A 14,345-nucleotide genomic window follows, 5' to 3' on the forward strand; every position below is an offset into this window, starting at 1 on the left:
AAATATATTTATTATTACAATAACTATAGGATCAAATTAAAATTAAACGGCTTGAGTCCAGTACAATACCGAACTAAAGCCGCTTAAATTAATAGTCATTTTTGTCCAAACTTTTGGGTGCACTACAAAGTCGTGGGCTTTATTATCTTCCAGTGATCTCTCTAGGATTATATCTATGGATTAATTAGTGCTGCTTTTCGAGGATTCAACAACTACCGTAGAAGCTTTTATTGGCTCGCGAAATAGCTTACTTTTGAAGGGTTTGATAGAACTTATAAGCAGTACAAAGGCACGAAAACCGTTACTAAATCAGTGTAAAACAGACGAAATATCTGTTTCATCCAACCCTGTTGGAGCATATCAACTTCTTCTCCTTTCCTATACTATCTAATGCCCTTCATGTTGAAAATTGATTGTTTTTTTATACAAATTTTATTGGTAAATTGTATAAATTCATTCATTGAGTATCAAATGAACAAACAATACAATCTTTTAGAGTTAATTCCAGATAAGGACGAACTTGAAAAATTCATAGCTGATTATGCAAATCGCGAAGCTCTTGCAGCATCCTTCATACCGTCAGATATCTTTATTCAACAGGAGATTGAAGACATAACCCACAATCTAAATAATCGGGAACTATTTGGAGTTTTTGTCGAAGTTGGAAATTCTCAAATGGCGCAGCCTTTTATGCATTCCATTTGTGCAACAAAATCCTTTGAAGCACTGACCAGAGGCAGAACAACAACAATCGGACAAATTATAGATTCTGCCAAAGTTGAATGTGATTTATCCAATAAAAACAATCAACAAAAAGGATATCCCGTTTGGGTTTCAACTGGGGGTGAATTTGAACAGATTTGCTTTAATTGGATCAAAATTGGTGTAACATTCGCTTACTATATAAAGTATCTATATAATAAAAAGAGCAATAAGGCAATCACCCTCGACAAATTTCGAGATTTAGTCATTATTAATACTGGAGATGGTAATTTTATAAATATAGGTGACCAAAATAGTATTGATTGCAATACATCCATTCAAAATAAGTAAAAACCAACCAACAAGTTTATCATGACCACTACAATTCATAATTCCGGTGATGGAAATACTATCAATACCGGAAACAATAATCAAATCAATGTCAAAAATATTATTCAGAAAGGTGATTTAGCCGCATTTCAAAGGAAACTGGAAGAAATTGGAGTTGAAAAAAGTGAAATTGAGGAAATTAGTCAAATTGTTCAAACTGAAAAGCCAGAAGGAAATAATCTTGGGCCCAAAGCTAGTAATTGGGTTGGCAATATGTATTCCAAGGCTTTGAGTGGAGCTAGTAAAATTGGCATTAGCGCTGCAGGTAATCTACTGGCAACAGCCATAAAAACATATTTCGGTATGATGTAGTCTAGTTCATCATCCGGAAAACTCAAAGATTAATAAGAAATATTTTTTGCTTTACTTATCATTACCACATGCAAACAATAAGCTCAATTATTGATCAATTAGCCATTTCAGAAAGTCCGCTCTCAACCCCACTCTTAGGAACAAAGATCCTTGCATCTAGGATAAAAAATAATGACTTATTACAATGGGTTAATAATGAGATTGAAGGCTATGAAGATGCTAACAAAGTCCCTCTTTATAGGATTGCTCCATGCAACTTGCAAGGCTCTTATGTAAATGGCAATGTAAAGGTCACTGATACAGCCTTGCCAATTCCTGATATTTCCGATAAAATTACAAAGTACCTCACTTCCACCAGGATTACGCAAAGCTGTTCTGCACTAGAATATCTATTATCGGCGGGCGATAAAAGTGGGCAAATCAGTTATAAGCTAAGCGGTGATGTCCTCCAATTCCTGCAAAGAAAATATTCTGAACAAAACCCTTTTATGGGTCTCTATAGCGCGACGTTAGTTACCTCTGTAAGTGTTTTTTATGATATTTTGGCGTCAACTAGATCTAAATTATTAGATCTGATGTTGAAACTTGAATCTGAATACGGCAATAACCCAACAATAGCGCAACTTAGTAGCGGAAATCCAATGATCAATAACTTTGTGCAAAACATCTATAACACTGGGAATAACAACGTAATAAATACTGGAGATAATTCATCGTTAACTTCAATATCGTGAGGTAATATCCTTTTCTGTCCGGTAATATACCATACACTAGTGGAACAGGCTTTAAAATACCATTATCCTACTTTAGAAAGTCTATTACCAAATTCTGGTCAATACCGGTAACCCGGCAAAAATCTACTACAGTTATCATGTCACCCCGCTTCTTGCCGCTGGCCTGTCTTATCTGCTGCAAGATCTTCCTGGCTGTTCGCTCACTCCGGCCGGTAATATTCATCACGTTTTTTGCATAAATCACTATGCGGTTAGGTACTATTCTCTGCGAAAATGGCATAATCGGAATGGAAATTTTTCTGAGTTAAAATACCGGCTTAGGTTTGGGGTGGTTACCGCAAATGTACTGCATCCTGCGCAGATGTGAGCCTAACGGGCTTGGCTATGTAAACAGCCCTTTCTATCATTCAATTGTTTCTATATGGCAAGACAAAGTGGAATTATTCCCCTGAAAGGAACAATCGGCAATATCACCTTTTACAAAACGAAAGCCGGACACCTAGCACGTGAGAAAGGCGGTGTGGATGCCAGCCGGATCGCAACAGATCCGGCGTTTATCCGGACCCGGGAAAATGGCGCGGAATTCGGTCGTGCCGGCAAAGCCGGTAAGCTGTTACGCACAGCATTCCGGGCATTGCTCCTGAACATCGGCGATAGCTATATGTCATCCCGCCTGACCCGTGAAATGGTGAAGGTGATCCAGGCAGATGCAACCAATGTACGCGGTCAGCGCAACGTTATTGACGGTGAGGCGGAGCTGCTCAAAGGTTTTGAGTTCAACAGTAACGCCCGGTTGGGCGGTACGTTGTACGCCCCGTTCACCACTGCCATTGATCGCGCTGCCGGTACTCTGATCGTCGATATTCCGTCATTCGTTCCCATCAACATGGTGGCCGCTCCTGCAGGTGCTACCCATTTCAAAGTCCAGGCGGCCGGTGCGGAGATTGATTTCGAGGCGGAAACATTCATCAATGGAAGTGCTGCCAGTGCAGAGCTGCCCATTGATGCAACCCCGACTGCTCTCATGAATTTGACCGTAAATGTGACGGATAACACCACCAAGCCGCTGTTTCTGGCGTTGGGTGTGGAGTTCTACCAGCAAGTTAACGGGGCCTTGTACAGCCTTAAAAACGGCGCATACAACGCGCTGGCTTTGGTGGACGTTTCCGGTATGCCGGCAGCACCAAACCCTTAATAACCCGGCCCACGTGGGCCGGCATTTCTTCACCTCTTAAACTGTGTATATGAAACTTGCACAACGACTCACCGCATCAACTCCGCCCTTTTTCAGTAAGGTGCGAAATATAGGTCTGGTCCTGACAGCGATCAGCGGTGCCCTGATGGGTATTCCCGCCATCCCTGCTATCATCGTGAAAATTGCCGGTTATATCGCTGTTGCTGGTACAGTCATGACTGGGGTTAGTCAAACAGCAGTGTCAAATGAAGGCGGTTAGGCCGCTGATAAATAGTTTCCCGGCTAAGGTGTGGTTACCTTTGGGATTGTTTGGTGTAAAGGCACTCGTCACAAAACGGGTGCCTTTATTTTTTTGTCCAGGATGGCCGTGCTAGTACAGATTGTAATTTCGATTTGGTTACGAAAGCCTCAACGACAGCCAGGACATGTAGCTTATCTTCGGGTGAGAGCTGGTCAAACTGCTGTAGTTGGATTTTCTCCTCATTCGACACTGTCCCGCCTTCAGGTAATGCTCCTGTAACCAGGTAGTCTATTGATGTTCCTAACACTTCGGCAATCTTTGCGGCAACCTCGATAGATGGGGTTATGAAATCTCTTTCATATTTACTTACAATATTCCCGCTGGTGCCTATCTGTGCTGCCAATTCCGTTTGGGTAAGGTTCTTCTGCTTTCTTGCAATAGTTACCCTTTGTCCGAATGTCATAAATTGATTTGTTGATTGGGTTAATTCAAGTAAAAGTTCAATTCAATCTCAATCTAAGAAGAAGCGTTAATACCACAATCATATATAAAATATCAACAATGCAATATTTATTCAATTGGTGTAATTATACACCAAAAGATAGAAAATAATTATCCTTTTAAGAACAAAAAAGCACTTATTCATTTGTTTAAAAATGTACTTATTTGTATATTTATGATAAATAAGTACAATTATGAAAAGCAAACCAAAAACAAGAAGTATAACTGTTAAACAACTTCATCAGGAACGAGCAGATCAGTGGATATCTGTCTCCTGTATTCAACTTGCGGGCGTCTGGCTTCATGATGCCGGCTTTGCTATTGGTGACCGGGTTAATGTCCAGGTGCGACGCAACCGTTTAGTAATTACCAATGAAAAATTGCCAGTTGTACCCCTCCAACCGGAACCAACTGCCAGCAAAAGGAAAATGCGGCAAATCAGCCGTCTGCTGGCCTCCATAAACCTAAACGAAGAAGAATAACCCTCTACTTCTGTTAACCCAAAGCAACCGGCTAATCTTCTACAGATCGGTTGTCATTAAACCATGTTTAAAGATGAAAATACGCTCACCAGCGAACATCGCATGTTCGTAGCGCAACTATGTGCCTATATCAGGCAGTTTGATTTAACCCTCTTCTTCACTTAGCTCAATTATCAACCATGTTGAATGTTTATACAGATACCTCTGTAATTGGGGGATGTTTTGACCAAGAATTTCAAGTACACAGCAATGCGCTTTTTGACGAGTTTAGGACCGGCATAAAGAAGCTAATGCTTTCCGACCTAGTTATGATGGAACTGAAACCTGCAGGAGCTGAAGTAAAAGCGAAGCTGGCGGAAATTCCGAAACGGTTTAAAGTCAAAGTAAAGGGGCATGTGAAAGCTATGAAGCTGGCAGATACGTATATTGCGGCGGGTGCGCTAAGTGACAATTCCTATAATGACGCGTTACATATTGCGCTTGCGACATTGCACGGGGCTGATGTTCTCGCCAGTTGGAACTTTAAACACATCGTAAACCTTGACCGTATAAAACTGTATAATTCCATAAATTTGCAAATGGGGTACCGGCAAATTGAGATCAGGACCCCGCGCGAAATCTTAAAACCATATGATCATGAAAAAAAGAAAAAAATATGATGCTGTGGCAGAGGTGAGAAAGATCAGGGAGGAAATGAGCGTTAAATACATCGGTAACCATGATTTATTGTTGAAAGACCTGAAAACCGCATGGAAGGAATTCCATTTGGAAGAAAAAGCGCTAAGAAAACGTTAACTCCCCCAATCTCCATTTTACATTTACTTCATTACATATAAGGTTTGCCAGCGTGGCTAATAGCTAATATCTGCCGCGCTGACGGACCGTTATTTGGGTAACGCACCATATAACAGCACCAGGTGCCAGCCGGCGCCTATCAGCCGGGAGACCGCTGCGGTCAGGAGGCTACCGGACCGTGAATGGGTTCCCTTTTCGGAAAGGCAGTCAGTAGCCAGCTACAGAAAAGGTATAGTTGAAAAAAATACTGGAACAAGCGGCAAACGTCCGGGATGGTAGATGATGGGTTACAGAAGCCGAGCCTATGTTCTTTCGTCGGTCAAAGTGATGCTGTTGAGCCTTTGTTCAACTGTTGCTCCCATCATCTACCAGCACGGACGCCGCGCGATAGTACACTGTTGACCATGGTACAAATGCTGGTGTTCGCGCGCCTGGTTCTCCCGTCGGTCGCTCAATCAGGGTGCTATCGTCTGGCAGCTATAATCTCCCGTTAAATAGGATTACTGTCGCCCCGCCCCCGCCGCCCTTCCACCCCCGGCCGCTGCGGCGGCAGCCAGAGCGCAGGCCCCGTAGCGCAGCGGAGGGGCCAAGCGAGGGCGAGCCGCAGCAGGCCGCGCCTTCGACTTATGTCTGGCCGGGAGCGCCAGCGGACGGCAAAATCAAAAATGAAAGGCCGGGGGTGGCGGGCGGGGGGCGGACAAAATGGGCAGCGAAGGGATGGCGGGCATAAAGGCCACCAATTGTAAAAACAGCCCTTAGCCAGACCGGGAGCTGCCCGAACGAAGGCGGAGGGAGCGCGAAAAGGGTGACAGGACGGAGCGCAGCCCCTGTAGCGAAGCGGAAGGGGGCAAGCGAGGGACTGGCGCCCTTTTTGCCGACTGACGCCGGAGTGAGACCTTTTAACCTGCCAAAAAAACACTCTTAAATGCCACAACTACATTGAAATGAAAATATGACATATTTAAGAATAAAAACATTTATTTTTATCTAGTAAACATATTAACTGATTCTATATGGATAATACTATAATTTAAAATAAATATGTTAATATATAGTTATTCAATAGGCTCTTAAGCAGCCTCATAGTTATCTGGTACCTTTTTAGATGAAAGACCGCTATAAGAATTGTCATAATGAATGATTAAGAGAATTATGCAATTCATGAATCAATAAGTTACAGATCTTCATAGAATTCCTACGACAGAAAAACATAGATTGTTTGATATACCTCTGTAAAGCAATCCTATAATCAGTACTATTTGATTCCCCCAATTTAAAGATCGATAAAAAATAATACCAGGAGTTTTTAACAAGTTAATCTTCAAAATATCATACTAAATGGGTAAAAAAATTTTCATTTCTTACAAATATGCTGATACTCAAGTTGCATCTTTACCATACAAGCCTTTTACTACAGTCAGGGATTACGTTGATACAATTCAAAACAAACTTGACCATACAAACCATATCAATAAAGGGGAAGATGATGGAGAAAGTATGGCTACCTTAGCTGATTCAACTATTGGTTCTAAACTTGGAGATAAAATTTTTGATAGCACAATAACAATTGTACTTATATCAAAAGGAATGAAAGAAAATCGACCCGATAAAGACCAATGGATACCCTGGGAGATCTCCTATTCTTTACGAGAGCAATCCCGCCAGGGAAGAACTAGCAAAACCAACGCTGTCCTCGGTGTAGTCTTACCCGATCAGATTAATAGTTACGACTACTACTATAGATACAATCCCACCTGCAATAGTACTACACAATTTACAGGTCAGCTGTTCGATATTCTAAAAAAGAATATGTTCAATCACAAAAACCCCAAGACGAGATATTGCAATGGCAATTTGATACATGAGGGAGAAACATCGTTTATAAAAACAGTTAGGTGGTGTGACTTTATCTTAGATATGGATTATTATATCAACATAGCTTTAGAAATTTTAGAAAACAAAGAAAATTATAATGTCTGTAAATCTATTTAGCATAAATTATGATATTTACCAAACAAGAATTTAAAGCCCTTGCTTTAAGTAAGGCAAAAAACAGGGGACTGATTGCTTTAAACGAAGCAAGATCTTATTCGGAAAACAGCTCAAAGACCAGCATTTTTTTATCCCATTCTCATAAAGACAGAGAGTTAATATCGCAAGCAAAAGAATTTTTCGAAAATCTGGGGATTAGAATATATGTTGATTGGGCTGATAAAACAATGCCAGAAAAAACAAGTGCGGAGACAGCGAGCAAAATAAAGAGTCAGATTAGAAAGAATGATAAGTTTATTTTACTTGCACCAAATGATGCCATAACATCAAGATGGTGTAATTGGGAGGTTGGTATTGGCGATGCCCACAAACTGCTACTGGATAAAATATGTACGCTCCCTTTAGCGGATAATCGCGATACCTGGCAAGGAAATGAATATCTTCAAATATACCCAAGAATTGAAAATAGCTCAAATTACAATGCCGACTATAAAATAATATATCCAAATGGCAATTCTGATTCATTAACAAATTGGCTGAACAAATAACTATGGAATTTACTCCGCAACAAAGAAATTTTATTAACGAATTTGTGATTGAAATAAATAATGGAGATGCGGCAATTTTTGCTGGTGCAGGACTATCTGCACCTAATGGTTTTGTGGACTGGAAGGGACTTCTAAGAGACTTAGCTACTGAAATAGGGCTGGATATTGAAAAAGAAACAGATTTTTTGTCTCTTGCACAATACTATTGTAACAGTTTCAATCGATCCAAAATAAATGACAAGATAATCAACGAATTCACAACATTAAGAGATGGAAATATTAACCATCAAATACTATCACGACTAGGGATTGATACTTTTTGGACAACAAATTATGATAAGTTGATCGAAAAAACGCTAGAAAAGGAAGGAAAGATTGTGGATGTAAAAATTATAAAAGAACATTTTGCTAGATATATCAAAAAGAAAAATGCTGTAGTTTACAAAATGCATGGAGACAAAGATTCTCCGCATGAAGCTGTATTAACAAAGGATGACTATGATTATTACAACACCAAACGTGAACTATTTTCCACTGCGTTAAGAGGAGACTTACTGTCAAGAAAATTTCTTTTTATTGGCTTTAGCTTTGACGATCCAAACTTAGATTTTGTCCTAAGCAGGATAAAAATTCTGTTAGAAGAACACACTCCGAATCACTATTGTTTCTTTAAAGAAATTAATGCATCAAATTACAACGATTCAAAAAAAACGGTAGAAAAAAATCACGAGGACTATATATATGATCAAGTTAAACAAAAATTAAAAATAGCAGATTTGAAGCGCTATGGCATAAATGCCATTATGATTAAGGATTATAGTGATATTACTAAAATACTTATCGAAATTGAAAAAAGAATAAAAAGGAAAAATATTTTTATATCTGGTGCTGCCCACACCTACCAACCTTATAGTGATGACGAGGCTAAAAATCTCATTCACTCTTTAAGTTACAAATTAGCAGAGAAAGATTATAAAATCGTTTCTGGATATGGTTTAGGAATCGGAAGTATTGTTATTAATGGGGCCTTAGATTTCAAATTAAACTCCAATTATCGGAACTTAGACGACCTATTAATTCTTAGGCCGTTTCCACAAACTCAATCTGGCAATAGAAACATATCTGAGATATGGACAGACTATAGAAATGATATGATCTCAAAATCGGGAATTGCTATTTTTGTATTTGGTAATAAGCAAGCTCCAGATGGATCCACAATTAACTCCAACGGTATACTGGAGGAGTTCGAAATTTGCATAAAGCACAATGTCATTCCCATTCCCATAGGGGCTACGGGTTCAGTAGCGAAAGTATTATGGGATAACGTAAATGAAAATCTAAATACATTTTATCCAGACAACACCGAACTACATAATGCAATCAAAGAATTGGGTAAAGAAAATATTTCAAAGGATGATGTGATTACAAACACAATAAAAGCTATAAATATATTACAAAAAGCATAGCTTAAGACTCAAATTTTTATTAGTTCGTGATTAAGAGAAACTTTCAGTTTGGCCAGTCTTTATTTACTGAAAATTTTTAAATGAAAAAACGACATTCCCTACCTTTTTTTCCAAAGAAATTGTTTTAGATATTACTAGATATCCAATTGAGATATGGATATCTAGCAATTTACAATGTTTATTTATGGTTTAGATTCTATAACATTGAGGTGAAAACCAGTTTGTCAAGGCAATATATTTTTAGCAAAGATTGGATTCTATTTTCTCAATTAACTTAGCATCCGGGATGTTCCATAAATAAAAATAAGCATCAAAACCAAATTGAATTCGCAACTTCCAATTGTTAAATTTAAATATTCACTTCACAGTCCATAACGTTTTTATATAAATTGGTAAACCTGAAGATTCGATAAATATACAGAAATGACGCAAAATCTAGTTAAAAGGCAACACTATGTTCCCAGAACATATCTAAAAAATTTCGCAAGCAAGCAGGTCGGAGACGAATATTTTGTTAAGGCTCTTTCTATTGAAGATGCTCGGCCGGAAAATATTTTTGATATTAATATTAAGAATGTCTGCCTGGAGAGAAACCTCTATACATTACCAGGTGAAACCGCGGAAGAAAAAATGCTCCTTGAAAAATTTTACTCTGATGAAATTGAGCAGCATTACAACTCAATATACGCGTTACTAACGGATCCATCCAAAACTACTATTACACATGAGGAGAGAGAGCTGATAATCTCCACTGTTGTAACAACTTTCTACCGTACAACCAAATGGATCAACCAACATAATGATCTTTTAAAACGAGTGTACACACAGATGTTTTCGCTATGTCAACAGGCCGGTAAAGATTACTTTCTTTTTGAAGGCATCAAAGTTTCTATAAAAGACAAAACACCAGAAGAGCTGCTAGCTGAGTACAAAGTAGAAAATAGGCCGGGACAGGTAATCACGCAACTAGAAGTCGCTCTGAAATTGATTGAGGCAAGAATAAAGAGTGATAATATATTCGTATCCAAATTGGCCGACGATGATTGCGAATTCATCACCAGCGACAACCCAGTAGTACTCCAGAATATTAAGGGTGGGCATATTACACCTTTCGATCCAAGCAACATAATGAAACTGCCGCTCGACAAAAAACACATGCTCTTTTTGATGCCCGATGCCGACGAAGAAGCAAGAAAATTAATCGTTCGTCATAATGTCACCGGCCTTTTCTGTAGAACTGAAAAGCTCATCTCCAATGCTGAACAATTCCAGAAAGCCGATCGTTTCATATTGGGTGATGAACAATCCCTAATGGGTTATTTGCAGACAAAAGATCTTGCCGAGCGGCCTTTATCAGAAGAAGAAATAAAGAACATGACGTCGTTTGATGATTATATCAAGAAAGGTAAAGAATTAGGCCTATTTTAGAGATTTAATAGTCTAGGCTTTTTTCTACACAAAGCTCTCTTGAGCGTCTAAATGAGCTGCATAATGTACCTATAATGCTATACCCTTCCACCCTCAAATGTTACTTAACAACCCTCATAAAAGATGGACTATACAGCAGGTCCGCCAGCAGCCCAAAACAACTGAGCTGCGTCTGTATGAACTTAGCAGGGGCTTAAATCTAAGGAATAATGTAAAACGATATCAATGCTGATTTATGGAGCAGGTGACGGTAGTGTCGTGCCGTTAGTAGGTACTGGGGCGGCCATAACAGGCCGCACTGGTGGCTGTTCCATGATTTGGGGAGCCTTTGCTTCTAACCACCTTTTTATGCTTGCAACTATCACATCCCATTCTGCTGTAAGACAAAGTAGATCAACCAACTTACTGAGCCCGACTGCTGGACTAAAATCCATTCTGTCATATAAATCTCCAAAATACTGATGGTTGTCAGGAACCTGTTGAATTTGTTGCATTACCCTTACAATTTCTACCTGTTCAGCTGTTAATCCTGCTGTATCAATTTGGCAAATAATCGAATGATAATATCTCTCTGGTGATACACCTACTGGTAAATTAAACTGAGTAATTTTTGAGAGAGCGTCTAATCTTCTTTGTTCAGTTTCAGGATTATCCCCTGATAGCACCTTACGTAACTGGGTAGTCTTTTCCGCATCTGTTCTATGCACATCGCCGTCCAACACAAACAACATATTATCATAGTTATCCTGCCTCATTAGGCTTGCACCAGCAACAGTACTAAAGCAGTTAATTGCAGCGCCGAAAGATTCAATTGCCAAATATTTTGACATCATCAACTGACCGGCTACCTTTTTTACAATTGCGGCTGCTACAAAATCTTCTACAAAAATTTCCAGGGGCCGCTGAGGAACCCCTGTTAGTCTAGAAATTGCATCGGGCTTCGTTTCACTAAAACAAAGTGTTCTTGCGGGAGTCTGAAGCAGATGCCGGAAATTGATATAAAGAATATCAAAAAATTCAGTTGACTGCATGGTAAAAATAATCTGTAGTCTTTTTGCTTCTGCTTGGTCATTTAGAATCCGTAACAATCTACGAAATGCGTCAGGATAACAGAGAGCATCAATTTCATCTACTAAGATTAGTCCATTGTTCGGCGCTTTCAGTACTTCATCCAAAATATGAAATATTCTCTGTTCACCAGCCCCCATACTTAACGACGAATAGTCAATGCCATCCGCCTGTACTCCCAAATATCTTTTGCCAGAAGCTGTCAAAAAACTAATACTTGTATACGTCCTACCAATTACCTGACCAGCAAGATTCATCACTCTAGCAGCATGGGCAGGGTCGGCATATGCTATTCCCGGAGCATTAAATAGTTTTTTGGTTTTTATGCTCTCTTTTTCAATCTGGGGCACCGCCGTAGTCAGTCCTATGTATGTAACATATCTCTCTACCCTGCTACTATACTTAGGCGTCCACCTATCTTGCGCCTTTTTAAAGGTAGTACGATGATCTGTAGCCACTATTTGGCCATTACGAAAATCTTGCAATACTTCAAACTGACTGCCGTTCCAGATAGAATGGTTTGTAGGAATAAAAAATTCTGGAAATCGGTAATCTCGCTTATTTGAATTAGCAGGTGGTTGATATATACAGGCTATAGAATGCAATACGGTAGTTTTCCCGGCCCCGTTACAGCCCATAATTGCGGTTATTCGATGCGGCCCAAATTCGATTTCGATGTCCTTGAGCCCTTTGAGTTTAGCAAAATTGATAGCCTTCAAAATCTGACCTGAAATAGCCATACACGTAATAAAATTTTGGTTGTTAGTTGTTGTTAATTTTTAGTCAGGCATCTCAACGCTCCCGACTAAAAAATAAGCTGCAAGAAGAACGCATTTCATTCAAATTATGTATTTCCTGTAATACAAACAAAGACATTACAACAAGACTTAACTTATCTGGCATTTCTCCAACGCTCATCAGCAAGATGTACTTGGAGTCGGCATGGATAATCTGAATCCGTAGCGTAGTGAATAGCTGCAGCCGCCCGGTTGACAAAAAGGCTCGATCGACTATTCTAACTGCAATTAGAAATTGACATACAACAAAATATTAATTTCCCATTCCAATTATTAAAGGGAACTTAATACTGGCTTCGCTTTGAATGTCCATATAAATATACGGCAGCATCGTCACTCTTCCCAACCAAGCGGGAATTTCAAATAATGAAGCGAGTAGCAGCCACAAAAAAAACACATTGTCATCTTCTTTAGTAGCAATAGTCGCAGGATTATTTCCTAGCTTCCAAAATTAAATTATGGAAATCCACCCAATTAATTTTTATTCGATTCTTCTCCGCCCAACCACTTGGTCGATATTCAAATGCCCCGTGCGATATATGAATGGTCCCAAGTAATTTCCCATCTTTTTTCACTTTCAGGATTGTATCAGCCCGTCCTAATTCGGTTTCAGGTAACTGGATATTAACACGATGATCTGCCATAAATAGAGATTTAATATTTAAAATTCCTGGTTGTAAAATTGATTAAGGACAATAATTCGTCAGGCTACAGCCTCCCTATAAGTATTTGATTTCAACATACTATCAATAGCCTGGACTTTCACATCGAACACACTACCCCAGAGTTCCTTATAACTGCAAACCTGTTACATTGATGACCTTTGATTCCCCAAACCATTCTTTTGCCTTATTTATAACCGAAGCAGATGGGTTATGGTAAAAAACAGCCAAACGTTCTTTTGCTCGCGTACAACATACATAGAATATTTTCTGAGATCTACCTAAGACATTTAAGTTCCCACTTCCGGTAAATAAGTGCTCAAAATTGTAGTTATTCCACCCCCCATTATCCAAAACAACAAATACATTATCAAATTCGGCACCTTTGGTTTTATGCTGAGTTGAAAAAGGGGTTTTACCTTCCAAATAAACATAGAGGTTTTGGAATTCTTTAAATTCAATATCCTTTACTCTATTAAATAAATATTCCTGCTTCTCCTTAAAACTAAGCAGTTTATCATCAATCAAACAAATCCCCATTCTATCGGCTTCTTTAATAATATCCTCAATCGTTCGATTCTCCACATTGACCAATTTATCTATGCTATCCTTCAATTTTCTCTTGTCGTCAATTGATTGAATGCGGTCCCTATAATCTGTTATTCTTAGAAAGTCATTATACTTTTTATCCTGATATAGAAAAATATTCTTCTGGATTTTAAATAGGTGTTTAATTAGGTTATCTCTTTTTGATCCTTTCTTCCCCTCATCGTCTTCGTCATTTTTTTTGTCATCTATCAAAAAATCCTTGTCAATATATATAGCCTTAACTTCGGAGAATAGCTTATTCCTTAATTGATCATATAATTTCGCATTATTAGCATCTTCCAACAAAGCATCCTTTTTGTAGTGCACCCAAAAGTTTGGACAAAAATGACTATTAATTTAAGCGGCTTTAGTTCGGTATTGTACTGGACTCAAGCCGTTTAATTTTAATTTGATCCTATAGTTATTGTAATAATAAATATATTT

The 14,345-nt window shown here is 38.8% G+C and carries 19 protein-coding genes; 13 read left to right on the forward strand and 6 right to left on the reverse strand.

Annotated elements, in window-relative coordinates; translation table 11 throughout:
• From HGH91_RS30790 to HGH91_RS30805, 4 genes are all read left to right on the forward strand, one after another.
• The coding region (locus HGH91_RS30790; RefSeq protein ID WP_168737886.1) for an IS3 family transposase at positions 1–87 on the forward strand (87 nt) is incomplete at its 5' end.
• A gap of 384 nt (positions 88–471) precedes the next feature.
• On the forward strand, positions 472–1,053 hold the full coding sequence (locus HGH91_RS30795; protein WP_168743082.1) for a hypothetical protein: 582 nt from the start codon (positions 472–474) through the stop codon (positions 1,051–1,053).
• A 21-nt stretch (positions 1,054–1,074) separates the two neighbouring features.
• Complete coding sequence (locus HGH91_RS30800) at positions 1,075–1,404, forward strand: hypothetical protein (RefSeq protein ID WP_168743083.1); 330 nt, start codon at positions 1,075–1,077, stop codon at positions 1,402–1,404.
• Between the two features lie 68 nt (positions 1,405–1,472).
• The gene (locus HGH91_RS30805) at positions 1,473–2,138 is read left to right on the forward strand and encodes a hypothetical protein (protein WP_168743084.1); all 666 of its coding nucleotides are present in this window, start codon (positions 1,473–1,475) and stop codon (positions 2,136–2,138) included.
• 67 nt (positions 2,139–2,205) lie between these two features.
• Here HGH91_RS30805 and HGH91_RS30810 read toward each other — a convergent pair whose 3' ends face one another.
• Complete coding sequence (locus HGH91_RS30810; protein WP_168743085.1) at positions 2,206–2,418, reverse strand: hypothetical protein; 213 nt, start codon at positions 2,416–2,418, stop codon at positions 2,206–2,208.
• A 141-nt stretch (positions 2,419–2,559) separates the two neighbouring features.
• On the opposite strand from HGH91_RS30810, the gene HGH91_RS30815 reads away from it, so the two are divergent.
• Together HGH91_RS30815 and HGH91_RS30820 are read left to right on the forward strand one after the other, a co-directional pair.
• Positions 2,560–3,333: a hypothetical protein gene (locus tag HGH91_RS30815; RefSeq protein ID WP_168743086.1), complete on the forward strand. Its 774-nt coding sequence runs from the start codon at positions 2,560–2,562 to the stop codon at positions 3,331–3,333.
• Between the two features lie 49 nt (positions 3,334–3,382).
• On the forward strand, positions 3,383–3,592 hold the full coding sequence (locus tag HGH91_RS30820) for a hypothetical protein (protein WP_078668349.1): 210 nt from the start codon (positions 3,383–3,385) through the stop codon (positions 3,590–3,592).
• 85 nt (positions 3,593–3,677) lie between these two features.
• Here HGH91_RS30820 and HGH91_RS30825 read toward each other — a convergent pair whose 3' ends face one another.
• Positions 3,678–4,037 (reverse strand): helix-turn-helix domain-containing protein, encoded by a 360-nt coding sequence (locus HGH91_RS30825; RefSeq protein ID WP_078668348.1) that lies wholly within the window; start codon positions 4,035–4,037, stop codon positions 3,678–3,680.
• 232 nt (positions 4,038–4,269) lie between these two features.
• Between HGH91_RS30825 and HGH91_RS30830 the strand changes: the two genes are divergently transcribed.
• From HGH91_RS30830 to HGH91_RS30860, 7 genes are all read left to right on the forward strand, one after another.
• Positions 4,270–4,557, forward strand: coding sequence for a SymE family type I addiction module toxin (locus tag HGH91_RS30830; RefSeq protein WP_168743087.1), 288 nt, complete (start codon positions 4,270–4,272; stop codon positions 4,555–4,557).
• Between the two features lie 179 nt (positions 4,558–4,736).
• Positions 4,737–5,216 (forward strand): type II toxin-antitoxin system VapC family toxin, encoded by a 480-nt coding sequence (locus HGH91_RS30835; protein ID WP_168743088.1) that lies wholly within the window; start codon positions 4,737–4,739, stop codon positions 5,214–5,216.
• Positions 5,194–5,352, forward strand: a complete 159-nt coding sequence (locus HGH91_RS30840) for a hypothetical protein (protein ID WP_168743089.1) — start codon at positions 5,194–5,196, stop codon at positions 5,350–5,352. Before HGH91_RS30835 ends, HGH91_RS30840 begins: the two co-directional genes overlap by 23 nt.
• A 1,338-nt stretch (positions 5,353–6,690) precedes the next feature.
• Positions 6,691–7,344, forward strand: a complete 654-nt coding sequence (locus tag HGH91_RS30845; protein ID WP_168743090.1) for a TIR domain-containing protein — start codon at positions 6,691–6,693, stop codon at positions 7,342–7,344.
• An 8-nt stretch (positions 7,345–7,352) separates the two neighbouring features.
• A complete protein-coding gene (locus HGH91_RS30850) occupies positions 7,353–7,892 on the forward strand; it encodes a toll/interleukin-1 receptor domain-containing protein (RefSeq protein WP_211092493.1) in 540 nt (179 codons plus the stop codon).
• 2 nt (positions 7,893–7,894) lie between these two features.
• Positions 7,895–9,358 (forward strand): SIR2 family protein, encoded by a 1,464-nt coding sequence (locus HGH91_RS30855; RefSeq protein ID WP_211092494.1) that lies wholly within the window; start codon positions 7,895–7,897, stop codon positions 9,356–9,358.
• 423 nt (positions 9,359–9,781) lie between these two features.
• Entirely contained in the window at positions 9,782–10,786 is a 1,005-nt protein-coding gene (locus HGH91_RS30860) for a DUF4238 domain-containing protein (RefSeq protein ID WP_168743092.1), read from the forward strand.
• 233 nt (positions 10,787–11,019) lie between these two features.
• Here HGH91_RS30860 and HGH91_RS30865 read toward each other — a convergent pair whose 3' ends face one another.
• The 4 genes from HGH91_RS30865 to HGH91_RS30880 form a co-directional block, all read right to left on the reverse strand.
• On the reverse strand, positions 11,020–12,594 hold the full coding sequence (locus HGH91_RS30865) for an AAA family ATPase (protein WP_168743093.1): 1,575 nt from the start codon (positions 12,592–12,594) through the stop codon (positions 11,020–11,022).
• 488 nt (positions 12,595–13,082) lie between these two features.
• Positions 13,083–13,295, reverse strand: a complete 213-nt coding sequence (locus HGH91_RS30870) for a hypothetical protein (RefSeq protein ID WP_168743094.1) — start codon at positions 13,293–13,295, stop codon at positions 13,083–13,085.
• Between the two features lie 147 nt (positions 13,296–13,442).
• A complete protein-coding gene (locus HGH91_RS30875) occupies positions 13,443–14,207 on the reverse strand; it encodes a 3'-5' exonuclease (protein ID WP_211092495.1) in 765 nt (254 codons plus the stop codon).
• Positions 14,208–14,258: 51 nt separating this feature from the next.
• Positions 14,259–14,345, reverse strand: an 87-nt coding sequence (locus tag HGH91_RS30880) for an IS3 family transposase (protein WP_168737886.1), incomplete at its 5' end; no start/stop codon positions are given.

It is taken from the genome of Chitinophaga eiseniae (genome assembly GCF_012641265.1).
Lineage (GTDB): Bacteria > Bacteroidota > Bacteroidia > Chitinophagales > Chitinophagaceae > Chitinophaga > Chitinophaga eiseniae_A.

Excerpts from the sequence above, each read along its gene's own strand:
- HGH91_RS30820 (WP_078668349.1), top strand. The coding sequence starts at position 3,383 with ATGAAACTTGCACAACGACTCACCGCATCAACTCCGCCCTTTTTCAGT.
- HGH91_RS30795 (WP_168743082.1), top strand. The coding sequence starts at position 472 with ATGAACAAACAATACAATCTTTTAGAGTTAATTCCAGATAAGGACGAA.
- HGH91_RS30845 (WP_168743090.1), top strand. The coding sequence starts at position 6,691 with ATGGGTAAAAAAATTTTCATTTCTTACAAATATGCTGATACTCAAGTT.
- HGH91_RS30815 (WP_168743086.1), top strand. The coding sequence starts at position 2,560 with ATGGCAAGACAAAGTGGAATTATTCCCCTGAAAGGAACAATCGGCAAT.
- HGH91_RS30830 (WP_168743087.1), top strand. The coding sequence starts at position 4,270 with ATGAAAAGCAAACCAAAAACAAGAAGTATAACTGTTAAACAACTTCAT.
- HGH91_RS30865 (WP_168743093.1), bottom strand. The coding sequence starts at position 12,594 with ATGGCTATTTCAGGTCAGATTTTGAAGGCTATCAATTTTGCTAAACTC.
- HGH91_RS30855 (WP_211092494.1), top strand. The coding sequence starts at position 7,895 with ATGGAATTTACTCCGCAACAAAGAAATTTTATTAACGAATTTGTGATT.
- HGH91_RS30805 (WP_168743084.1), top strand. The coding sequence starts at position 1,473 with ATGCAAACAATAAGCTCAATTATTGATCAATTAGCCATTTCAGAAAGT.
- HGH91_RS30850 (WP_211092493.1), top strand. The coding sequence starts at position 7,353 with ATGATATTTACCAAACAAGAATTTAAAGCCCTTGCTTTAAGTAAGGCA.
- HGH91_RS30835 (WP_168743088.1), top strand. The coding sequence starts at position 4,737 with ATGTTGAATGTTTATACAGATACCTCTGTAATTGGGGGATGTTTTGAC.
- HGH91_RS30860 (WP_168743092.1), top strand. The coding sequence starts at position 9,782 with ATGACGCAAAATCTAGTTAAAAGGCAACACTATGTTCCCAGAACATAT.
- HGH91_RS30810 (WP_168743085.1), bottom strand. The coding sequence starts at position 2,418 with ATGCCATTTTCGCAGAGAATAGTACCTAACCGCATAGTGATTTATGCA.
- HGH91_RS30870 (WP_168743094.1), bottom strand. The coding sequence starts at position 13,295 with ATGGCAGATCATCGTGTTAATATCCAGTTACCTGAAACCGAATTAGGA.
- HGH91_RS30800 (WP_168743083.1), top strand. The coding sequence starts at position 1,075 with ATGACCACTACAATTCATAATTCCGGTGATGGAAATACTATCAATACC.
- HGH91_RS30840 (WP_168743089.1), top strand. The coding sequence starts at position 5,194 with ATGAAAAAAAGAAAAAAATATGATGCTGTGGCAGAGGTGAGAAAGATC.
- HGH91_RS30825 (WP_078668348.1), bottom strand. The coding sequence starts at position 4,037 with ATGACATTCGGACAAAGGGTAACTATTGCAAGAAAGCAGAAGAACCTT.